Source organism: Aneurinibacillus tyrosinisolvens (genome assembly GCF_001015055.1).
GTDB lineage: Bacteria > Bacillota > Bacilli > Aneurinibacillales > Aneurinibacillaceae > Aneurinibacillus_A > Aneurinibacillus_A tyrosinisolvens.
Genome location: NZ_BBWZ01000035.1, coordinates 33,076 through 53,922, shown reverse-complemented (window position 1 = coordinate 53,922; position 20,847 = coordinate 33,076). Strand labels below are relative to the sequence as shown.

The window sequence follows — 20,847 nt, the reverse complement described above, 5'->3', positions numbered from 1 at the left end:
AGTTCTTCTACTTTCGCTCATGCAGTACAAGGTTTTGAGCGTTGGCTTAATCAAGGCCGTTTCATCCAACATAAAGCGGTCCAATCCTGTCTAAAAACGATGGTCAACTGGCAACAGGAAATCCTTAATTATCACCGTCTTCGTTTTACCAATGCGACCGTGGAAGGTCGCAATAACAAAATTAAAGCCCTTCAGCGCCGCCACTACTTCACACGAAATCCTTTGTATTATAAACAACGGATTCTTCTTGAGTGTAATCAAGAACGTCTAGCTTATTAAATCATGTCAAGATCATTTCGTGGTGTAGAGCCTGAATTCCAATAATATTTAGTGAAAACACGCAACACACTTTTAAGTGTGTTGCGTGTTTTTTGGTATAACTGGAATGCCGATGGCCGTTATGTCAGCTATAAAAGGCCGTATTTTTAGTTCATCCCTTCCGTGATTGTTCTGTTCAATGTATAGATTCGACTACCCTAATGATTTTACTTTCTATTCTTTATCTTTGTTATTCCCGTATACTTTATTTTTCTTCATCATGCAACTGTTCAAACGGACCAAACTTAGAAAAAAGTTCTCTAAACTGTTCAAATTGAACACTATCCAATCCAACACCATGTCCTTCCACTTCAACTACTTTTCCTTGACTGATTATTGGTTTCAATACAACAAACAGAATGACTTTTTCATTTGCAGGTGGGACAAAGTAATACAAGATTTGATTACCTTTCCAGGCCTTATTATATACCTTATACAGTCTATCTGAAATTTCCTTTGGTAGTGTTTCATTATAAATACCTGCTCCAACAAGAAACTCCTGTGGTACATTTGTGATTTCTTCCAGTTTTTTATTTGCTTGTGTACAGATGAAATCATTCTTAACCTTTTCAAAAGTAAAAAAAACTGTTTCGTATTTTCCCCCATATTCCTTTATCATTTTAAGAAGAAGGGTTACCAAATTGATTTCTTTCTTTTCCATAAACGACCCCTTAACTCGTAATTTTCTAACTTCTTATACACAAACACCTATTTAAAAGTTCATCATAAAAAGAACATGCCCGTTTCCCTATTACTCATGGTGCTTAATTCTTTAATGAACGATTCCAATAGTTCATTTCTCCTGACTACTTAGTTTCTCTAATCGAAAGACCCTATGGAAAGAATAAAAAGTCAAATACAAGAACCAGTTTGCAAGATAAGACCACCCATAGTTCCACCATTTTTCATGTGTCATATGATGGGTAGTTATATGAATCCACTCCATTGTGATACCAATTCCAGTGAATAAAAACAAATGGAGAAATACACGCCAGAATGTTTGCTGTTTAGGTAGCCATTGGATAAATAAGTATGCAACAACAATATAGCCCAAGCAATCAAATCCCTAAGTAGAAAGAACACACTGACTTCCCCTGACCACAAACAATATTTGGTAATAATTCTACTGCTGAAAGCGATTCCTATTCAACTGGAAATATAATACATATTCATAAGAGCATACAAAAAAAGGGCACAAACATGCACCCTTTTTCCATCCATCTATCCAGTTTTAAACCCTTGATTAACGAAGAGTTCCAGTAGTTCCACCAATTTGGGACTCGGCTAAAGTAATCATGCGCTTTACCATTTCCCCGCCAACGGAACCGTTCAGACGAGAAACCTGGTCGGCCCCTAATTGGATGCCAAATTCTGTTGCAATCTCATATTTGAACTGCTCCAGCCCTTGGCTTGCTTGAGGAACCAGAAGTTTATTTCGACGACCGCGACTTCCTGACATTCTTTTCATCTCCTTTATGCTAAAGTAGTGACAAGGCTTACACCTTGTTATTGTAGTTTGAGAAGAAAGTGAGCATCGTATGCATAGAATTTTAAGAAAGTACCAAAACAACAAACAAATGGGGAATCTAACAATCGTCATAAAACACATTCCCACGGATGACATGATTTGAGTTATCTTTAGCCTTTGAGAAAAACAAAAAACAGTAAAAGGATAAAATCCGAAGATTTTATCCTTTTACTGTACTAAGGTTCCGTTAGTGGAGAAATGGTAAAACATCCACCCTTTTAGCATGCCCAAGATTTCTTTGTATTATAACAACCGCTGCACTCTTTTGGTCCTTCAAGTTTTGATTTGTTTTTAGGGATACTTCTCTTTTGATGATTACATTTTTTTTAAAGAAAGGGTGCGCCAGCGCACCCTTTTTTCCATTTTATTTGGTTTTAAGCATTCGTTCCACCTGTAGTTCCACCCAGGGTTCCACCGATTTGAGACTCCGCTAGGGTAATCATACGCTTTACCATCTCCCCTCCCACAGAACCATTAAGGCGAGAAACCTGGTCAGCCCCTAACTGGATGCCGAATTCTGTTGCAATCTCATATTTGAACTGCTCCAGCCCTTGGCTTGCTTGAGGAACCAGAAGTTTGTTTCGACGACCGCGACTTCCTGACATTCTTTTCACCTCCTTTACCAAGACTTAGTGACAAGGTTTTATCCTTGTACCTCTAGTTTGGGATGAAACCGGACGTCCTACCCAAGGGAGTTTGAGGATGGACTGCATAGAAAAAGGATGAAATCCCAAGACCTCATCCTTTTTGAATGAACTGATGTCTTTTAAAAGCGTGTGCTGCACAAAGTCTTCTACGATGCAGATGCTGGCAGCAGACGAAGAATTAAAATCTCTTCTACAGCAGGATGTACAAACATCGAAGCGACAAATCCAGGAACTTCAGCAGATTCTATGTCGTGCCAATATCCAATAAAAGAGGGTGAAAACAATGAACCAACTCATGGAAAACATCACTAATACAGGCGCCATGACCGATCAGGTCATCGCTTATGACTTGCCGTTTGCCTCCAAATTCGGGACCACAAGCTATGCAAAGGCGATTACCGAGGCGGCAACTCCGGAAGTTCGAGAGATTTTGCGCAAACATCAGGAAGAAAACATCGCCATGCACGGAAAAGTCACCACCTACATGGTGAACAAAGGGTATTATCATCCATACAATGTGAAGGAACAACTTCAACTTGATATGAAAAAGGCGGACATTTACGTGTCCGCCTTTCCTATTTTTATGCCTTAAGAAAGGCTTGGAATTGGATTGGATTCTTTTGTTTGCCCAACCAAACGGTGTGCTTCCGTTCGGTTGAGTTTAACAAGGAATTACTAGTTGCCACAAACCAAAATTATTGTATCCTACTTCGGCTGTTTTATTCCTTCGTTTTTGAATGGGTTAAAAGTGAGCTTTGTTTTCTTACTGCCTATGTACGTTCATTTTCTACACCCGAAGTCGAGTTTACATCTCATTAGTTTCCCTGTAAAAAGGCCATCCTCCCTTTTAAAGAAAATTTGATACATAAAAAGAAAAACAAAGGAGACGCTATGCTTGTGTATTTGTAACAATAACAAGGAGGAATTACTATGTCTATGTTACCACCATATAACTCATTGGCACAGGTTGGCGGCTTTGCTGGTTCTCCGTCTATGATGGACGGAGCATCCATGATGCAATCAGGATTTGTTGGAGATGGCTCCCCGATTCGGACCGGAATGTTAAATGCGAATCCGGCTTCAGTTATTCAACCTGGATTTGCTAATACGGATGTTCAACGTGTATGGCAGCAAGCGTCCAATGATATTCAACGCCAGCCCATTCAGCGTCAGTTAAACCAAGCACAATTCGGTGGGGTACAAGGTGGTTTCGCTGGAGGTCAAGGCGGCTTCACAGGTGCTTCCATGTATCAACAACCAATGATGGATGGCAATATGATGCAACCAATGATGGATGGCTCGATGATGCAGCAGGGATTTGTTGGGGATGGTTCTCCAATCCGAACAGGAACACTAAATGCCAACCCGGCTTCAGTTATCCAACCTGGGTTTGCCAATACAGATGTTCAGCAGGTAAGACAGCAAATTGCCAATGATATCCGCCGTCAACCGATACAGCGACAATTACAACAAGCTCAATTCGGTGGGGTCCAGGGCGGTTTCGTTGGAGGGCAAGCTCAGTATGGCGGAGTACAGGGTGGTTTTGCAGGCGGTTCCATGTATCAACAGCCTATGATGATGCAGCCCATGATGGATGGCACCATGATGCAGCAAGGATACATGGGAGATGGCTCCCCGATTCGGACAGGAATGTTAAATGCAAATCCGGCTTCAGTTATTCAACCTGGATTTGCTAATACGGATGTTCAACGTGTATGGCAGCAAGCGTCCAATGATATTCAACGCCAGCCCATTCAGCGTCAGTTAAACCAAGCACAATTCGGTGGGGTACAAGGTGGTTTCGCCGGAGGTCAAGGCGGCTTCACAGGTGCTTCCATGTATCAACAACCAATGATGGATGGCAATATGATGCAACCAATGATGGATGGCTCGATGATGCAGCAGGGATTTGTTGGGGATGGTTCTCCAATCCGAACAGGAACACTAAATGCCAACCCGGCTTCAGTTATCCAACCTGGGTTTGCCAACACAGATGTTCAACGTGTATGGCAGCAGGCTTCCAATGACATTCAACGGGGAGCACAACAGAATATGTATCCAGGGCAAGCTGGATATGCAGGAATGCAGGGCGGCTTTATGCGCTAACTTTACGCCACGATTCGATATAAAAACAACGATGTCCTCCTCTTTAAAACGATGGAGGGCATTTTTTTGATAATTCACACCCCCGCTTGATGCTTAGAAAGGACTATCAAAGACTCTAAAACGTAAAATAGATGATTCTATATCACGAAAGAGAATCTGTCCGCCTAATAAAGACGCACTTCGGATTCGATCCAAATGAATATGAAAGTTTCAAGGATTGGGTATTCAAAATAAAAGAACTATCGAAACAACAGGCAGATTGATGAGCTATAAAGATAGTCTTGACCCGCTTAATAATCTATTCTTTTCGGTCTCCCTGGTGAGCAGTCTAAAACTTTATTTTCATCGTTTTAGGCTGATTTCAACGAACAGGAATCGATCGTTCAACTTTCAACCAATGATAAGTTTCATGTTTCGGAGGGTTGCAGGGCATAATAAGATATTTAATACATTATAAACCATGTAGCTAAAAATATATTTCTATCAACAAAAAAAGAGCCTGTAACACAGACTCTTCGTCAACAATCAGTAACCTTATATATTTCTTACACCAGAAACCAAACCATTTCTTATAATACCCGTTTTGCACCAACAAATGTTGATGCCCAGTATTTATCGTTTAAGTTGGCGATAGCTACGCCCCTCTTCGTTGTGGTAGAGATGAAAGTATTATTACCAAGATAGATACCAACAGTGGTTATACCTTTCCCTCCGTTTGTATTAAAGAAGACTAAATCGCCTGCTATAAGAGCGTTTTTATTAACCACCTTGCCTTTTTGAAATAACAGATTAGTTGTACGAGGGATGTTTACGCCGTTCTTCATAAATACATAGTTCACATAACCAGAGGCATCAAATCCTTTAGGACTAGAACCACCCTGTAGGTATCGTGTTCCTTTAAGTGATTGTGCAAGTTTTAAAATTTGGGCTTTTTGCTGCTGTGTGTTAAGTTGAGGTTTTATAGCTGCTTTAGCTGGCACTGTGGCGCGAACAGGTGCTACCGCAGGTGCCTTTGGAGCCGGTTTCGTTATCGTATGCTGCGTAGGAATTGGTGTCACTGTAATCGTATCGGCCGATGCAGAAAAGGCTCCAGATAATAAAAGTGAAGACACTCCAAGACAGGTTGCTGCTTTTTTAAGTTGTTTTTTCATCTTAATATCCTCCTAATTACATGCGATGGAAAGGTTGTTCGTACATTGTACATCTAATAGGCGATTAAATCTTTACAAAAAGGTTAAAAGCAGGTGAAAATTGCTTTTAAACAGGAAAAATATATTTAAACGTGTTGCAGAAATAAATATATGCGGAGGATTAAGAAGTTGTATAGGTGTTTGTCCATTAGGCTTATTAAATAATTTTCAATGGTAAATCCATTTCATTTTCCATGTATACGATTTACACAATAGTAAAGAACCATCCTTTGGGACAAAATGAATATGGCTAAACGTTCATACCATCTGTCATACAGGAGTGAAATATATGTTAGATAAAACGATCCCGTATCATGGCATAATTTTATGCCGCAAAGCCGGCACTCCAATCCCAAAGCCTGCATTACCCAAAGGCTATTCTTTTGTTTCATTCTTTTCAGGAGATGAAAGGGCATGGGCAGAAATTGAAACCTCTGTAGGAGAATTTGAAAATATAGGAGATGCCCTCGCTTGCTTCCAAGAAAATTATCTTCTATATCCAGCTGAGGTAAAACGGCGTACTATTTTTATCCAAAGTGAAAATGGTGAAAAAATGGCTACATTGACGAATTGGTGGGGATACACGGAGGGAAGACGCGATCCATGGATACATTGGGTAGCTGTTAAGCCGGGATATCAAGGCTTAGGCCTTGGTAAGGCTCTTGTGCTTGAGGGGATGTATAGAATGTTACAACTTGAGGGAAATCGGGATATTTACCTCCCGACACAAACATGGAGTTACAAAGCAATTGGCATTTATTTAAAAGCCGGATTTGATTTTATTAATCAAGACAAACAAGTAATGGACGGCTTTATCAATGAATATAAAGATGCAATGTGTGTATTAAGAACAAAGATGAATGTAGCGCCAAACTTTCAATAAGAAAACGATAATTATCTCCTCCCTTCATTTTTTCTTTGCTTCAGAGTCATTACCTACAACAATTAATGGTATGCTCGTTTTTCTTGATGCTAAATAGAGTGAGATAATTTTTCCGTCTTTCTCATTGAAATCTACACCTTTGGCAAATTTAACACTTAATCCAAAACAGGGTTTGTCTTCTCCAATTTTTTTCATGCACCATGCACAGCGCAGCATTAGTAACACCTCAGTTTTTTATTTAGTAATGCTTTTTGTGAAGCTTTCAATTTATGTCAATAGGTTAAACAATAAAAAGTATCTCTATATCCCGAGATACTTTCTATAATCGTACCTGTTAGCTCAATAAAAAACGAGCCGACCGCACTCGGCAGCCAGCTCGTTGATGTTTGGGGAATAATCTTCCCTGTTATGTTAAGAGGTTTCCCATCAATATGATGCGACAGTCGCCTTATCGTTTTTGAAAGTTGTGTAAATGATACAAGCGATAAGAATTAAGATTAGAACGAGAGAAGAGCCGCTCGTACCTAAATCTCCCCCCCCTTTTGCATGTTACTTTGTGAGAAGGTCCCCAAAAGTCGCTCCAAAAGGACGTGTTAAGACAAAGGCAATCCAATAAAGAACTTCAACTTTACGTGTGCTAATATAATTAACATTCAATGACTTCTCACTCAAATACCAATAAGAAAATAGGTTATACTTTTTCGAGATAAGTTGAGACACAAGACTAATCAAAAATAGACTAAATAAAATTAAAGAAAGACGACAGACCCGGGCTGCAGCGTTGTATGATGCGGGGAAAATGACTGTGCCGGAGATAGTCGAAGTTACAGCCCCCGCCTGATGTATCCAAAATCCGCGCAACTTTTAAAACACCGGGTCTTTTTTGTGTACTTGGACATATTAAAATTGGAGGTGAAAAATGTGAAAGAAGATAATTCCCAGCATAAACAGCCTGGAGGCGGAAAAGGACATTCGGAGACTAATACAGAGGGAGGTCGTAATGAAACCCCTTTTGAAAAAAACTCAATTGAAACAGAGAGGGGGACTGCGGTTATAGAACCCTATAGTGACAATCACCCTACCCCTGAAAAGAATTATTAATTTTAATGCAAAATAAAAACCGCTAGGCTAATCGCTACCAGTATATGCTTTGAGTTACAGTCACCTACAAATGGGTGGCTTTTTATTTGCGATTCTTAGTTCTGTTATAATAATAAAAGCCTCCAACCGATAATCCGGCGGAGGCACTGATTGAACCGAGGGGGTCAATTAACGCTATATGTCATCCTTGAGTAACTTCTTTAAACCAAGGGCTATATTTTAAATTTCCCAATCGTCTCTTGTAGTTCTTCTGCCATATTGGTTAAAGAAGAGGCAGAAGCGGAGATTTCTTCCATGGAAGCCAGCTGTTCTTGCGTAGCTGCCGATACATTTTGGGTTCCTGCTGCGGCAACCTCCGCTACTTCTGAAATTAAGTGAATCGAATGAACGACCTGATCCGCAGCAACAGAAATTTGCTGAAGAGAGGAAGACATTTTCTCAACTTGATTCGCCACCTCGCTCACAGAATGCTGGATTTGCGCAAAGGATTCACCTGATAAATTCACAACACCAATCCCCTGTTCCACTTCTTGTGTGGCATAATCCATTGATTGAACGGTCTTATTCGTTTCTTCCTGAATCGCCGTAATCAGCTGTGCAATTTGCTGCGCTGAATTTGAGGGTTGCTCGGCTAGCTTACGTACTTCATCTGCTACTACCGCGAATCCCTTTCCATGTTCTCCGGCTCGTGCTGCTTCAATGGCCGCATTCAAAGCGAGTAGATTCGTTTGAGAGGAAATATCCGTGATGACCTGTACGATTTGGCTAATCTCATGTGAACGCTCGCCTAGGGCTTTGACGGAATCAGAAAGGTTACCGAAAGTATCATTAATCGCACTCATTTGTTTAATCGCCAATTGAATATTTCTTTCACCTTCTGTTGCTCTTTCTAAAGTATGAGTTACAGAAGTGTTAATAGTTTCTCCACCGTTTGCAATATGCTGTATACCTACCGCCAATTCACCAATGGTTCTTGAACTATCCTCCACACTCTGGCTTTGTTTTTCTGTACCTGAAGCAACTTCTTGAACCGTAAAGGCAATTTGTTCTGTCGCTTTATTTGTTTGTTCAGCGCTTGCGGACAGCTCTTCTGCTGAAGCAGCCACTTGCTCGGCATTATTCCCAACCTGTTGAATCACTTCGCGAAATTAGTCGCCATTTGATTGAAACTGTTCCCAAGTTGGCCTAATTCATCATTCGACTTGACCTGGATGACCTCTGTTAAATCACCTTGCCCTATTTTTTCAGAGGCATGAACCAAAGATTTCAAAGGTTTCGTAATGGAATTTACTATAAAGTAGACGATTACAGCTCCAACAAGTAAAGCAATGAACAGAACAAGTACGGTTTTATAAAAAATAGGCTGTGCTTCTTTGCTTACCTCATCCGAATAAAAGGTTCCCCCAACCTTCCAACCTGTTAGTTTATTTGTTGTGAATACCATTGCTTTGGCTTTACCGTTTAATAAATAATCAAAATCCCCAGATTCTGATTGATAAATTTTTTCTGTCGCATCACTATTCATTACCTCCCCAGGTTTAACCGTAGGGTGGACAACGACTTTACGATTCTTATCCTGAATGAAGGCATACCCATCCTGACCAATTTTTACCTGATTCGTAATTGTAGCAATTGCATTAAGATTAACATCAAATCCCAAAACTCCCGAACTGTCTTTTATCACTTTCGCAATCGTTACTACGACATTACCGGTAGTTTTAGATACATATGGACTTGTGATGATTACCTCGCTTTTCCGGTTCATCGCCTCTTGATACCAGGCTCTTTGGCGTGGGTCATACCCATCCGGAACCTTATCTATAGGAGCGTCAATAAATAATCCATCTGTACTTCCCACATAAACCTCTAACATCTCAGGGTTCTTTGAGAGGAAAGGTTTTAGAATATTTGTTTTTAGAATAGGATTTCGACTCTTGTATGTATCAGCTGTAATCCGATCGGCCAGGTAATCGATACTTTGTATTTCAGATTTGAAAAAACTATCAAGGTTGGAGTTTAGTAACTTTACCGTTTCGTTTGCAGAGATTGTCATCTGCTTGTCAACGGTGTCCTTTGCTGTCTGGTAAGACGTCCATCCAATCGTAAGACTTGGAATGAGCAGGATAACGACAAAGGCAATAATTAATCTGCTTCTTACTGTTAAATTTAAAACGTTACGCATAATCCTCTACCTTTCTCTTGTTGTTTTAGCTTATGTAAAGTCTCACAAATAAAAAAGACTAATCCGATATCGGATCAGCCCTGATTATTTCTACTCTAGGGGCTTTTCGGTAACCCGGCTGTCATAGTTTAAGTAAACGTTAGACCCGTGGTTTTGCGTCCCCATTTTTCGATGGGTTTGCTATTATCGAAACAATATTTATTTTTTGCAAGTAACTATTACAAAGTAACACCATTCTACAACTACAAAAGAACCATTACAATAGTTTTGATGTAAAAAAATACAAAATGTATTAAGAACTATTTTTGTTTGTTATTAAATTTGTTTCTCCTTTGTCCCGCTTCACTACAATTTTTTAAACTCCGGTTTTCTTCTTCCTCACGCTTAATACGCTCTGCTTCCTGCTTTTTGCGTTCCGCCTCTTGCTGACGTTTGGCCTAATCCTTCGATTGGGGCCGTTAGAATAGTCCGCAGCCTAATATCCTGCGCCAGAGGTTTCTTACTTCGGTTTTTCGTGTAAAATACAATTCTGGAATATGGGAGCAAATGGTAATGAATCAATCCTTTGTTGTGAAGGTAGCAAGGTGCTGACTGGATTAACTTCTTCCGCTTCAAACTAGCTACGTAACGAGGGATATTGGCCAGTTGTCCTTTTTTTATTGGAATTTAAAGGAACTTTTTTATTTGAATCGCAGATAAACCTTTTCTTCTTCTATCATTATTTGACCAGTTACCTGCTCCATACATTTTATAAGCAATTAAACGAATAATTTCAGCTATATCTCTTCCTTCCTCTTCACTTTTTAACCAATAATACATTTGTCTTAAGTCAGTATTATGTTTTCCAAAGTGAAGATAGTGAACTGGCATTGTCAATTCATCTTGCATGTCATACTTCTTAATAAAGACTATAAGGTCTCCGAAACTAAAAACCACCCTTACATCACAATCATATCCATCTATGAGCATTTTCTCTTCTAGTAAAGCATCTTTCAATTTTATACTTTGCTCCCCCTTTAAAATCACTTTGAATTAATATCATCCTCATTTTACATTTTTTACACTATTGACTCGACACAGACAGTAAAAAAACCCGCATTTTATTGGACTAATGATTCCCATTAGGAAAGCAACGAAAAATTTGCCACTTACTCACTTAAGCGTTTATTTATTGCAGTTATCCCCTCTAAAGCACTTTTATGATGGGGGTCAAGTTTTAAAATTTCATTGAGCAACTTTAAAGCAGTAGGGTGCTCTTTCAGTTTAAAGTACGCGTAGGCCATTTCATTGAGGTTTTCTATATCATTAGGGTCGTGTTTATAAACTTTTTTAAAACATAGGATTGCTTTATCAAACTGCTCAAGCGAACATAACACTAATCCCTTGTTCCACAACGCATCAAAACAATCATTATCATAATGGTAAGCTAAGTCAAACTCTTTTAAGGCTTTCTCCTTGCCATCTAAATACCAATACATCATTCCAAGATTCAAATGAGTTTCTGCCTGTTCAAAGTTTATTTCTAATGACTTCTGGTAATACTGTTTTGCTATTTCGTATTCACTTATTTTTTCGTAATATACGCCAAGATAATAATAAGCATCTTCACTAGTGGGATTTACCATGGCTGCTCTGTTAAAACAAGCAAAGGCTTCTGTATTGTTCCCAAGTGTTAAGTAGGCACGACCTTTATTAAACAGCAACCTTTCCCATGTAGGATTTAGTTTTAGTGCTTTGTTCAGTAGTTCTATTGCCTGTTCTGAATTATCTAATTGTATTTGACAACATGCCATATAATTAAGGCAATCCGCTTCGTTTTCTTCCTCATTAACATAAGCCAACTTAAATTTTTCATATGCTTCTTGGTAAAGTCCATTGGCATACAGCTCGTCCCCTTGTTCAAACAAGTTCAATTATCTTTCACCTCTAAAAATCGCTCTCTTAGCTTTTATCCTTTGATGAAAACTATTTAATTTTAGCATTGAAAGGAAAGGAGCGGTAACATTATGCCAAACTAAACTTAATCATCATACGGAAAAGTGTAAAAGATGGCAGCGACCCCGTAGAGTACAGCTTCATCAAAACACTTAAGCGACTCTATTTTAGCATCATCCTTCTCATACCATTCACGTTTAGCGATAAACTGCTCTTCAATCCTTATGACTTCCCAGCCCTCGTCGTTAATAAAACCTTTCGCTTTACTTAATGCCGAGTTTAAATCTATCGAGTTAACCCAGCATGTAACAAAAGCTCCTGCATACTCCTCTTTCTCTGGATTATCTAAATTTGGGATAGCTTCAAACATAAAATAGTAAATTATAACCCTGCACCTCTAGCTGTATGTTTTTCTGTCTAATCATTTCATAAATGAAATGCGGCAACCGAAGCAGCATTATTGATTATTAAATTCCCATCAGCACAATAAGTTTCAATTCTTTTTCAAAATATATCGTGGTGGAGCACCATACGCTTGTTCACTTTCAAAATACGTAAGTTTGCCTGGGATACAGGAGATGATAGAAGGCATCCCCATACAATCTACACATTATATTATAACCTTCCATTTTCTAATGCAGTTTATTATCGTTTTTGTATCATAAAAGCAACTTACCACAAAGTAAGAATACATAAGATTATACATATAGTTTCGCTTTGCTAAATTTATGCAAATATCATCAATTGTTACCCCGCTATACTGCCCAATCGGAACAAATTTTATTTAGAGAGAACAGGAATTGCAAAAATAAAGATTATAGCAATCTTCAGGATGAAAAAAATCAACCAACCTAATAGCGGATAAGAATAATGAATCCTTAGCGTCAAAAACATAATGAGATTGTTTAAAATAGAAGCCCATATATTCCAACCATGATGGTGTGAAATTAATCCTAAATTTAAATTGATAAATTCAATGATGGAATATAAAAACACCCATAAAAAATAATGAAAAGCGAACTGTTTCCATCCTCTTACTGCATACTTAAGGTAAATAAGTATCGTTGCTGGATAGGCTACAAAGTCGATTAACAAATTAATCAGTAAATGATTGGGTGGTATTGCTCCATGATATCTCCATAACGGGTAGTTTAGAAATGAAGTTACAAAGTTATAGGTTAAATCCCCCGTTATAAAGAATAGAATCGTCGGGTAATACCTTCTCCAGTTTTTCCAGTCACCGAACATCCAACCAGCAACAAAAAAAGAAATGTTATATACTATGTGTAAATAAGGAATCAACATATTTTCGTCCTTTTTGGTTTATATCCCTTATTCTCCCCATGATTACCATACAAAATTCTATTCTTATCAAGTTATGAATTATTGCATAATACTGCCTGTTAGCTCAATAGTTCGTCTATAAAAGGACAGGTTTATAAATGCCTCACCAATTACAATTACTTTTAAATTACATGACGTAAGGTATAAGGTAAAAGGAATAGATTGTTTATAAGTGGAGGTGTATTTCTTAAATGGAAGAAGCAACGGCATTAACTAAACTAAAAAACTATGCAAGAAAATTAAAGAGAGACTTATTTGCACTTTACCTATCTTACAAAGATGATAGAGTCTCTTGGTACGCTAAATTGGTTGCAATTTGCGTGGTAGCGTATGCTTTTAGTCCAATTGATTTAATCCCTGATTTCATTCCTATATTAGGTTATCTGGATGACCTTATCATCGTTCCTCTAGGTATTTCACTTACTTTAAAATTAATACCCGCTCATATTATTGAGGAAAACAGATTGAAAGCAGATGAACTAAGACAGAATGGAAAACCAAAGAATTGGTTTGTTGGTACTCTCTTCATTATCATTTGGATTTTACTGGCTTATTGGGTAGGAAAGATTTTTTATGGAGTGATGTACTCTTAAAAACGACACCAACTTTTCGATTAACCTTATTACGTTAAACTGTCCGTTCGCACAACAAACAAAAAAACCTGGCAAACGCCAGGTTTCTCGCACTATCTTAAATGTGATTTTTACTGCATCATTTTGTTCAGCTTGCCTGATACAAGCAGGAGAACAAAGCCTAGCACGATTGCCATCAAACCAATTAAGCTAAACACTTCGAAATACCCTAAAGACTCGATAGTCGAAGCCAGGTATCCCCCGAGGATGTTGGCCACTCCTGTGCTAGCCAGCCATACGCCCATTAAGAGAGACGCTAACTTCACCGGCGCAATTTTACTTACGAGGGACAAGCTACAGGTGAGAGGAATAATTCACCAAGCGTATGGAGCAAATAAGTGAAGATAATAAACAGCATGTTTGCTTTGACGGCAAGGTGCTGTTCGTCACTGCCTGTTTTTAATACTCCCATGAGCAATACCATATAGCCCACGCCAAGCATAATCATACCAAACGCCATTTTTGTCGGGATTTTCAAATCGCCCTTTTTCGTATTGGAAAGCTTAACCCACAGCGCTGAAAGAAGCGGCGCCAGCAGTACGATAAACAGTGGGTTTAACGATTGGAACCAAGAAGTTGGAACCGTCCAGCCAAACACCTGTCTGTCGATAAATTTGTCCGTATACATCGTCAGCGAACTTCCTGCCTGCTCAAAGCCTGCCCAGAAGAAAACAACGAAGCACGTAATGATGACAATCACGGCTGTTCTTTGCTTTTCCTTTTTGGTTAATGGCGTGTTTTCTACCTTCCCGCTCGTTGTTTTGACCGGTTTTCCAACCGCTTTTTTTCCTATATCCCCCAAATACTTATTTCCCAGGAGATTAAATAAAATCTGTCCAGCAATCATTCCGATACAGGATGCTAAGAATCCATATTTAAAGCCGTAATGAACGACACCGTTCAATGTGGTTTTAAAGTAAGTTTCTGCCAGGAAGCCCACAATAAGGGGCGAGAAGAAGGCTCCGATATTAATACCCATATAGAAAATCGTGAAGGCTGCGTCTTTTCGCTTGTCCTCTTTATCGTATAATTCCCCAAGCAGAGTAGAAATGTTCGGTTTGAAGAAACCATTACCAATAATCAATAGAAGTAATCCCAAATATAAGGCCCCTCTACTCTGATTGGCGAATAAAGCGAAGTTGCCAAGCGCCATCGTAATACCACCGATCGTAATCGCCAGTCTTCTGCCTAAGAAACGGTCAGATAAATAACCACCCACCAGCGGGGTGAAATAAACGGCACCTGTAAAAAATCCATAAAGAGCCATTGCGGAGCTCTTACTAAATCCGAGTCCACCGCTAACCAGCTCTGCTGTTAAGTAGAGAACCAAAATCGCCCTCATACCATAATAACTAAATCTTTCCCACATCTCAGTGAAGAACAGCAAGTACAATCCCGGAGGATGTTTCTTTTTCGGCTGCTGGTTCTCCGCCTGCTGTATTTCTACGGCTGCTCCCATATCTTTATGCCTCCTACCATATTAAATCTATTTCTTTATTATATTGAACTGTTTAATTATTTTATCAACAAAGTAAATAGAAAACAACGGAAGCTTCTGGGATTCAGGGATATCACCCTTTTAAAGTTGCATATCATAGAATAATTCGATTTATTTTTATAGTGACTCTACTATGATTCGCTAATAATTTACGTTATTTATAAACTAATTTACAGTATACTCGGTTCCTGGATTTGATTATGGTGATCACAAAAAGCTGCCCATGTGAGCAGCTTTTCATATTAGAGGTATTAAAATTCTTTAGCTTATGGTTGATTTACGATGCGAACAGTAACAAATTCGCTGCCTGCCTTCAGTTGCTCCCCTGCCTCTACCCCACTGGATAGCTTAAGAGAATTCATAAGTACATTCTCTTTCAAAAGACCTTCATAACGTGTTACTATCTGTTCCATTTTCTTGTTCGCGCTCATCTCAATATCAATACGTAAGTTCACAGGCAAGTTTAACTTCTTTCGATATTCCTGAATACCACGCAGCAATTCACGGGCCAGGCCTTCCTGAATTAATTCCTCCGTTAACGTTGTATCCAGGATGACCGTATACATTCCATTTGATGCGACTGCAAACCCTTCTTTCGGTACTTTCTCAAGCAGTACCTCTTCTGCTGTTATGGTTAATGTAGTGCCGGCAGGAGTTTGAAAGCTTTCCTTCCCTCTTTCCAGGAATGCTTTCACCTGTGTATTCGTTAGGCCCTGCAGCCACTCATTCACACGGTTTGTCTGGCTGCCGAATTTCGGACCTGCTTGTTTAAAATCCAGCTTTAGTTTATAAGATAAGAAGCTCTCATCGTCCTGTTTAACCTGAAATACTTTTACGTTTAATTCATCTTTAACAATATCGCTATAGGATTCCCATGTGATATCCTGATTTTCACTTAAGATGAGCGACAAACTTGCTAACGGCTGCTTTACTTTTAACGAGGTTGTATTGCGGATACTGCGCCCTAATTCTACAACCTGCAATACAGCATCCATCTCTTCTTCTAGCTTCTCGTTAATCTTCGTTCCATCATATTCCGGGTAATCGGTTAGATGAACACTCCCGCCTTCGAGATTAGAATAAATATCCTCTGCCACAAAAGGAGTAAAGGGTGCCAGCAGTTGGCTTGTTTTTACCACGACTTCATGCAGTGTTGCATAGGCAGAAACTTTATCCTCGCCCATGACATGGGACCAGAAGCGGTCTCTTGAGCGGCGAACATACCAGTTGCTTAGCCCCTCGACGAACACAGCTATTTCACGTGCAGCATTCGTGAATTGATAATCGTCCAGGCTTTGTCTGACTCGTTTTATTGTGCTATGCAAACGGGACAAAATCCATTCATCCAGTTTGGTATGCTTTACTCTGCGTTCCTTATCCGGCTGATAACCATCCAGGTTTGCATAGAGCACATAAAAACCGTATACGTTTACCACTGTATCTATTACCTTTGACTTTGCTTCCTGTACAACACGTTCAGAAAACCGTTTTGGATTCCAGGGAGCGCTGTCCGCCAGAAGAGCCCAGCGCAGAGCGTCTGCTCCGAACTTCTGTACCAGATCAACCGGGTCCAGGGCATTTCCTTTGCTTTTCGACATTTTCTGCCCGTTTTCATCTAAGATGTGGCCAAGGGATAACACTCGCTTATAAGGAGCTTTTCCGGTAAAAAGGGTCGATACGGCCAACAAGCTATAAAACCAGCCGCGTGTTTGGTCGATTCCTTCCACAACCACATCGGCAGGAAATTGTTTCTCAAATCGTTCCTTGTTTTCAAATGGATAGTGATACTGGGCAAATGGCATCGAGCCGCTATCAAACCAGACGTCAATGACTTCCGGCGTACGTGCCATTGTACTGCCGCACTCGGAACAGTGTAGTTTTACTTCATCGACGTATGGCTTGTGCAGCTCAATCGTGTCCGGAACGGAATGAGAAGCATGGCTTCTTAATTCCTGTATGCTTTTCGGTGCATATTGATGGCCGCATTCCTGGCATTGCCATACGTTTAACGGGGTTCCCCAGTACCGGTTTCGGCTTATATTCCAATCCACCATATTTTCTAGGAAGTTCCCGAATCGTCCATGTTTAATATGATCGGGGTACCATGTGACCCCTTCGTTATTTTGGATGAATTGTTCTTTTAGAGCCGTTGTTTGGATGAACCAGCTTTCATTTGCATAATACAACAGCGGAGCGTCGCAGCGCCAGCAATGCGGATAGCTATGCTCATGCTTCTCTTTGTGATACAGAAGACCTTTGTCCGCTAAATAACGGACGATATCTACATCACAATCTTTGACAAATCTGCCCTCGAACGGGGGAACTTGGCTTGTATACTGCCCCTTTCCATCCACTACGTTAACGAAAGAAAAATCGTTTTCCCGAACAACCTTGTAGTCATCTTCCCCATACGCTGGTGCAATATGAACAATTCCGGTGCCGCTTTGCTCGGTTACATAATCTGCCGCAACCACTTGATGGCCTTTTTCCACGTTTACAAATTCAAACACAGGTACATAGGAAAGACCGGCTAATTCTCTTCCTTTGTGCCGGGATAACACGCGATACTCTTGTTTTAACACCCTGTCTGCAAGTGCTTGAGCAACAATGTAAACACTGTCTCCTTCTTTCACCCGCACGTATTCCATATCAGGATGGACAGCGAGCGCCACGTTTGCCGGAAGTGTCCAGGGCGTTGTCGTCCACCCTAAGAAGTACTCATTCTCCCGATCCTTTATTTTAAATTTAGCAGTAGCGGTTAAGTCTTTTACATTCTTATACCCCTGTGCTACTTCATGGGAACTAAGAGAAGTCTGACAACTCGGACAATAAGGCGACACGCGGTGCCCTTTATATAATAAACCCTTTTCGTGCAGGGTCCCGAGAATATTCCATACGCTTTCGATATAAGAATTATCCAGTGTGATATACGGGTTCTCCATATCTACCCAATAACCAATTTGCTCTGTAAACTTACGCCATTGTTTTTCATACGTAAATACGCTCTCCTTGCATTTCGCAATAAAAGCTTCCACTCCGTATTTCTCAATTTCATGCTTTCCGGAGATGCCAAGCTGTTTTTCTACACCCAGTTCAACCGGCAGCCCATGCGTATCCCATCCGGCTTTGCGGTGTACTTGATGGCCCGTCATTGTTTTGTACCGCGCTATTGCATCTTTAATCGTGCGCCCTAACGCGTGGCCGACATGAGGAAGCCCGTTTGCCGTCGGCGGCCCTTCATAAAATACAAAAGACGGTTTTCCTTCCCGGTTTTGAATCGATTGCTGGAAGGTGTTTTGTTCTTTCCATTGCTTACGAATCCGTTGTTCCCGTTCTGCTGCAGATTCTTTTACATTGACCTCTTTCATGTGATACCACTCCTCATATAGGTTAAAAAGCACACAAAAAACCCGCCCCTATGACTAGGGACGGGTTTACCCGCGGTACCACCCTGGTTTCTATTGATCACAATCCGTTCATCAATAGCACTCAGCAACGTACAATCATACGCGTTCTTTTTAACGGTAGACTACCGTTCAAGCTTACTGGTCTTCAGCTTGACTTCTCGGAGGGGATATTCGGCTGTGAACTAAACACCGGCTTTCAGCAAACGCCGGCTCTCTGGGGAATAGCTTCACAACGTACTTATTCTCGTCATCGAATTTGTGTGCTTTAGTTACAAAACATTATATGCACTGGGAAAGCAATTGTCAATTCACACAAGGGAATTTGCAGTAGTTACCAATAACCGATTAATGATTTAAAATCCCCTGTCGCTCCTGCACCGTTTCATCCCAGTCTGCTGCATCATCCTGGCGCCCCATGAGCGCATAGCGCATACTGTCAATTAACGCCTCCCAGCTAGCTTCGATTACATTAGCCGACACGCCGACCGTACTCCAGCTGTTGCTTCCGTCTTTAGTCGATTCCACCAATACGCGAACTTTAGAAGCCGTTGCGTCCTGTTCGCTGAGTACGCGCACTTTATAATCCGTCAGATACATGTCCTTTATATCCGGGAAGAACGATTCAAGCGCTTTGCGCAGCGCATTGTCCAGCGCGTTGACCGGCCCATTCCCTTCTGCAACGGTATGAACGATCTGTCCGTTCACACATAGCTTGACCGTGGCCTCGGTCCGAATGTCCTCATCTCCCTGTTTCTCCATAAAAACCTTAAAGGACTCAACGGTAAATACCTCTTCGAATTCATCAAGCCCTTTGCGAAGCAGCAGTTCAAAAGAAGCTTCGGCTCCCTCATATTGATACCCCTGGTGTTCCAGTTCCTTTATTTTCTGTATGATACGGCGGCCCTCGGGTTTCGTTTTATCAAGTTCGATATTAAGCTGTTGTGCCTTAAACAACAGGTTGCTCTGCCCGGAAAGCTCGGATACAAGGACACGGCGCATGTTACCGACAACGTCTGGGTTGATATGTTCATATGTTTCTCCCGCTTTAAGAATGGCACTGACGTGCATTCCGCCTTTGTGGGCGAACGCGCTGTGTCCGACAAATGGCTGTGTGTTCGCAGGTGAAATATTCGCAATTTCGTATACATACCGGGATGTGTTCGTTAATTGCTTAAGCTGTTCTTCCGGTACGCAGGAATACCCCATTTTCAACTGGAGATTCGGAATAACAGAAATAAGGTTCGCATTGCCGCACCGCTCGCCAAACCCGTTGATTGTCCCCTGCACCTGGGTCGCTCCCGCGCTAATCGCTGATAGTGAATTGGCAACAGCGAGTTCCCCGTCATTATGGCAGTGAATCCCAACCGGCGTAGGGATTTCCCTGCGCACACGGCTGACAATCTGAAGGATTTCACTGGGCAGCGATCCTCCATTCGTATCGCAGAGCACAAGCCAATCCGCTCCTGCCTCCGAGGCTTTCTGAAGGGTGGCAAGCGCATACTCCGCGTTATTTTTATACCCGTCAAAAAAATGCTCCGCATCATAAATGACTTCCAGTCCGTTCTCCTTTAAAAAACGAACGGAGTCATAAATCATATGCAGGTTCTCTTCAAGCGTTGTTCCCAGTGCCTCGGTAACATGGAAATCCCAGCTTTTGCCGAAGATTGCGACAGCTTCAACCCCGCTCTCGATAATCATTTGCAAGTTTTCATCTGCCTCCGCCTTAATACCGAAGCGGCGCGTACTGCCAAATGCCGTTATCTTTGCATGGGTAAGCTGCAGTTCTCTCGCCCGGACAAAAAACTCCATATCTTTCGGATTGCTCCCGGGCCAGCCTCCCTCTATATAATGGACACCTAATTGATCCAGCTTTTTCGCGATTTTAAGCTTGTCGTCTACCGACAGGCTGACGCCCTCCCCCTGTGTCCCATCACGCAGTGTTGTGTCATAAATGAATATTTGTGGTTTCATGCACAGTCGCCCCCCAGTTCTTGTTTCTTCTCTCATCCACACGATCTCTATTTTTCTGAATTTAACGTTTTTTTCAATAAAGTATATCACAAGACAAACAGGGTA

Annotated in this window: 22 protein-coding genes, 1 pseudogene, 1 riboswitch and 1 other annotated feature; of the genes and pseudogenes, 7 read left to right on the top strand and 16 right to left on the bottom strand. The window is 40.8% G+C overall.

Annotated elements, in window-relative coordinates; genetic code table 11:
* A partial coding sequence (locus tag MBEAL2_RS32460; RefSeq protein WP_082130095.1) for a transposase occupies window positions 1-279 on the top strand: 279 nt, incomplete at its 5' end.
* A gap of 244 nt (window positions 280-523) precedes the next feature.
* Here MBEAL2_RS32460 and MBEAL2_RS22105 read toward each other — a convergent pair.
* From MBEAL2_RS22105 to MBEAL2_RS22095, 4 genes are all read right to left on the bottom strand, one after another.
* Entirely contained in the window at window positions 524-979 is a 456-nt protein-coding gene (locus tag MBEAL2_RS22105) for a hypothetical protein (protein WP_047154407.1), read from the bottom strand.
* Between the two features lie 132 nt (window positions 980-1,111).
* Window positions 1,112-1,372 carry a hypothetical protein gene (locus MBEAL2_RS34085; protein WP_369405521.1) on the bottom strand — a complete coding sequence of 87 codons (261 nt, stop codon included), beginning with the start codon at window positions 1,370-1,372 and terminating at the stop codon, window positions 1,112-1,114.
* Between the two features lie 189 nt (window positions 1,373-1,561).
* Window positions 1,562-1,777, bottom strand: coding sequence for an alpha/beta-type small acid-soluble spore protein (locus MBEAL2_RS22100; RefSeq protein ID WP_304511124.1), 216 nt, complete (start codon window positions 1,775-1,777; stop codon window positions 1,562-1,564).
* 443 nt (window positions 1,778-2,220) lie between these two features.
* On the bottom strand, window positions 2,221-2,451 hold the full coding sequence (locus MBEAL2_RS22095) for an alpha/beta-type small acid-soluble spore protein (RefSeq protein WP_047154405.1): 231 nt from the start codon (window positions 2,449-2,451) through the stop codon (window positions 2,221-2,223).
* A 154-nt stretch (window positions 2,452-2,605) separates the two neighbouring features.
* On the opposite strand from MBEAL2_RS22095, the gene MBEAL2_RS32315 reads away from it, so the two are divergent.
* The 3 genes from MBEAL2_RS32315 to MBEAL2_RS22085 all read left to right on the top strand — a co-directional run bounded on the left by MBEAL2_RS32315 (window position 2,606) and on the right by MBEAL2_RS22085 (window position 4,599).
* Window positions 2,606-2,761, top strand: coding sequence for a hypothetical protein (locus MBEAL2_RS32315; protein WP_173427733.1), 156 nt, complete (start codon window positions 2,606-2,608; stop codon window positions 2,759-2,761).
* A gap of 15 nt (window positions 2,762-2,776) precedes the next feature.
* Window positions 2,777-3,085 carry a spore coat protein gene (locus MBEAL2_RS22090; protein WP_047154404.1) on the top strand — a complete coding sequence of 103 codons (309 nt, stop codon included), beginning with the start codon at window positions 2,777-2,779 and terminating at the stop codon, window positions 3,083-3,085.
* 338 nt (window positions 3,086-3,423) lie between these two features.
* On the top strand, window positions 3,424-4,599 hold the full coding sequence (locus MBEAL2_RS22085) for a hypothetical protein (RefSeq protein ID WP_047154403.1): 1,176 nt from the start codon (window positions 3,424-3,426) through the stop codon (window positions 4,597-4,599).
* 569 nt (window positions 4,600-5,168) lie between these two features.
* On the opposite strand, the gene MBEAL2_RS22080 is transcribed toward MBEAL2_RS22085, so the two are convergent.
* A complete protein-coding gene (locus MBEAL2_RS22080; RefSeq protein WP_052947912.1) occupies window positions 5,169-5,750 on the bottom strand; it encodes a C40 family peptidase in 582 nt (193 codons plus the stop codon).
* Between the two features lie 328 nt (window positions 5,751-6,078).
* Between MBEAL2_RS22080 and MBEAL2_RS22075 the strand changes: the two genes are divergently transcribed.
* Window positions 6,079-6,672: a GNAT family N-acetyltransferase gene (locus tag MBEAL2_RS22075; protein WP_047154402.1), complete on the top strand. Its 594-nt coding sequence runs from the start codon at window positions 6,079-6,081 to the stop codon at window positions 6,670-6,672.
* Between the two features lie 24 nt (window positions 6,673-6,696).
* Here MBEAL2_RS22075 and MBEAL2_RS22070 read toward each other — a convergent pair whose 3' ends face one another.
* Together MBEAL2_RS22070 and MBEAL2_RS33135 are read right to left on the bottom strand one after the other, a co-directional pair.
* Window positions 6,697-6,888, bottom strand: coding sequence for a hypothetical protein (locus MBEAL2_RS22070; protein WP_047154413.1), 192 nt, complete (start codon window positions 6,886-6,888; stop codon window positions 6,697-6,699).
* Between the two features lie 333 nt (window positions 6,889-7,221).
* The gene (locus tag MBEAL2_RS33135; protein WP_236692978.1) at window positions 7,222-7,392 is read right to left on the bottom strand and encodes a hypothetical protein; all 171 of its coding nucleotides are present in this window, start codon (window positions 7,390-7,392) and stop codon (window positions 7,222-7,224) included.
* 201 nt (window positions 7,393-7,593) lie between these two features.
* Between MBEAL2_RS33135 and MBEAL2_RS22065 the strand changes: the two genes are divergently transcribed.
* Window positions 7,594-7,773 carry a hypothetical protein gene (locus MBEAL2_RS22065; protein WP_152667889.1) on the top strand — a complete coding sequence of 60 codons (180 nt, stop codon included), beginning with the start codon at window positions 7,594-7,596 and terminating at the stop codon, window positions 7,771-7,773.
* Window positions 7,774-7,985: 212 nt separating this feature from the next.
* Here MBEAL2_RS22065 and MBEAL2_RS29595 read toward each other — a convergent pair whose 3' ends face one another.
* The 6 genes from MBEAL2_RS29595 to MBEAL2_RS33860 form a co-directional block, all read right to left on the bottom strand.
* Window positions 7,986-8,912 carry a methyl-accepting chemotaxis protein gene (locus tag MBEAL2_RS29595; protein WP_052947911.1) on the bottom strand — a complete coding sequence of 309 codons (927 nt, stop codon included), beginning with the start codon at window positions 8,910-8,912 and terminating at the stop codon, window positions 7,986-7,988.
* Window positions 8,909-9,955 carry a HAMP domain-containing protein gene (locus MBEAL2_RS29590; protein ID WP_052947910.1) on the bottom strand — a complete coding sequence of 349 codons (1,047 nt, stop codon included), beginning with the start codon at window positions 9,953-9,955 and terminating at the stop codon, window positions 8,909-8,911. The genes MBEAL2_RS29595 and MBEAL2_RS29590 overlap by 4 nt, the downstream gene beginning before the upstream one ends.
* Window positions 9,956-10,060: 105 nt before the next feature.
* A riboswitch (cyclic di-GMP riboswitch) is annotated at window positions 10,061-10,147 on the bottom strand.
* A 474-nt stretch (window positions 10,148-10,621) separates the two neighbouring features.
* The gene (locus tag MBEAL2_RS22055) at window positions 10,622-10,951 is read right to left on the bottom strand and encodes a hypothetical protein (protein ID WP_047154400.1); all 330 of its coding nucleotides are present in this window, start codon (window positions 10,949-10,951) and stop codon (window positions 10,622-10,624) included.
* A 152-nt stretch (window positions 10,952-11,103) separates the two neighbouring features.
* Complete coding sequence (locus MBEAL2_RS29585; protein ID WP_052947909.1) at window positions 11,104-11,868, bottom strand: tetratricopeptide repeat protein; 765 nt, start codon at window positions 11,866-11,868, stop codon at window positions 11,104-11,106.
* 107 nt (window positions 11,869-11,975) lie between these two features.
* Window positions 11,976-12,260: a hypothetical protein gene (locus tag MBEAL2_RS22045; protein ID WP_047154399.1), complete on the bottom strand. Its 285-nt coding sequence runs from the start codon at window positions 12,258-12,260 to the stop codon at window positions 11,976-11,978.
* 410 nt (window positions 12,261-12,670) lie between these two features.
* Window positions 12,671-13,138, bottom strand: coding sequence for a CBO0543 family protein (locus MBEAL2_RS33860; RefSeq protein WP_304511125.1), 468 nt, complete (start codon window positions 13,136-13,138; stop codon window positions 12,671-12,673).
* A 287-nt stretch (window positions 13,139-13,425) separates the two neighbouring features.
* Between MBEAL2_RS33860 and MBEAL2_RS22035 the strand changes: the two genes are divergently transcribed.
* A complete protein-coding gene (locus MBEAL2_RS22035; RefSeq protein ID WP_047154397.1) occupies window positions 13,426-13,827 on the top strand; it encodes a YkvA family protein in 402 nt (133 codons plus the stop codon).
* A 110-nt stretch (window positions 13,828-13,937) separates the two neighbouring features.
* Here the strand turns inward: MBEAL2_RS22035 and MBEAL2_RS22030 are convergent.
* The 3 genes and pseudogenes from MBEAL2_RS22030 to cimA form a co-directional block, all read right to left on the bottom strand.
* Window positions 13,938-15,325: pseudogene (locus MBEAL2_RS22030) on the bottom strand (peptide MFS transporter).
* Window positions 15,326-15,630: 305 nt separating this feature from the next.
* Complete coding sequence (gene ileS, locus MBEAL2_RS22025) at window positions 15,631-18,732, bottom strand: isoleucine--tRNA ligase (protein ID WP_047154396.1); 3,102 nt, start codon at window positions 18,730-18,732, stop codon at window positions 15,631-15,633.
* Window positions 18,733-18,785: 53 nt separating this feature from the next.
* Window positions 18,786-19,031: a binding site (T-box leader), on the bottom strand.
* Between the two features lie 85 nt (window positions 19,032-19,116).
* A complete protein-coding gene (gene cimA / locus MBEAL2_RS22020; protein WP_047154395.1) occupies window positions 19,117-20,742 on the bottom strand; it encodes a citramalate synthase in 1,626 nt (541 codons plus the stop codon).
* Window positions 20,743-20,847 lie beyond the last annotated feature (105 nt).

What these genes read in the sequence shown, in the direction of transcription:
- MBEAL2_RS22070 (WP_047154413.1), bottom strand. Translation starts at nt 6,888, where the DNA reads ATGCTGCGCTGTGCATGGTGCATGAAAAAAATTGGAGAAGACAAACCC.
- MBEAL2_RS22080 (WP_052947912.1), bottom strand. Translation starts at nt 5,750, where the DNA reads ATGAAAAAACAACTTAAAAAAGCAGCAACCTGTCTTGGAGTGTCTTCA.
- cimA (WP_047154395.1), bottom strand. Translation starts at nt 20,742, where the DNA reads ATGAAACCACAAATATTCATTTATGACACAACACTGCGTGATGGGACA.
- MBEAL2_RS22105 (WP_047154407.1), bottom strand. Translation starts at nt 979, where the DNA reads ATGGAAAAGAAAGAAATCAATTTGGTAACCCTTCTTCTTAAAATGATA.
- MBEAL2_RS22090 (WP_047154404.1), top strand. Translation starts at nt 2,777, where the DNA reads ATGAACCAACTCATGGAAAACATCACTAATACAGGCGCCATGACCGAT.
- MBEAL2_RS22035 (WP_047154397.1), top strand. Translation starts at nt 13,426, where the DNA reads ATGGAAGAAGCAACGGCATTAACTAAACTAAAAAACTATGCAAGAAAA.
- MBEAL2_RS32315 (WP_173427733.1), top strand. Translation starts at nt 2,606, where the DNA reads ATGTCTTTTAAAAGCGTGTGCTGCACAAAGTCTTCTACGATGCAGATG.
- MBEAL2_RS33860 (WP_304511125.1), bottom strand. Translation starts at nt 13,138, where the DNA reads ATGTTCGGTGACTGGAAAAACTGGAGAAGGTATTACCCGACGATTCTA.
- MBEAL2_RS22095 (WP_047154405.1), bottom strand. Translation starts at nt 2,451, where the DNA reads ATGTCAGGAAGTCGCGGTCGTCGAAACAAACTTCTGGTTCCTCAAGCA.
- MBEAL2_RS22100 (WP_304511124.1), bottom strand. Translation starts at nt 1,777, where the DNA reads ATGTCAGGAAGTCGCGGTCGTCGAAATAAACTTCTGGTTCCTCAAGCA.
- MBEAL2_RS22075 (WP_047154402.1), top strand. Translation starts at nt 6,079, where the DNA reads ATGTTAGATAAAACGATCCCGTATCATGGCATAATTTTATGCCGCAAA.
- MBEAL2_RS29590 (WP_052947910.1), bottom strand. Translation starts at nt 9,955, where the DNA reads ATGCGTAACGTTTTAAATTTAACAGTAAGAAGCAGATTAATTATTGCC.
- ileS (WP_047154396.1), bottom strand. Translation starts at nt 18,732, where the DNA reads ATGAAAGAGGTCAATGTAAAAGAATCTGCAGCAGAACGGGAACAACGG.
- MBEAL2_RS22085 (WP_047154403.1), top strand. Translation starts at nt 3,424, where the DNA reads ATGTCTATGTTACCACCATATAACTCATTGGCACAGGTTGGCGGCTTT.
- MBEAL2_RS22045 (WP_047154399.1), bottom strand. Translation starts at nt 12,260, where the DNA reads ATGTTTGAAGCTATCCCAAATTTAGATAATCCAGAGAAAGAGGAGTAT.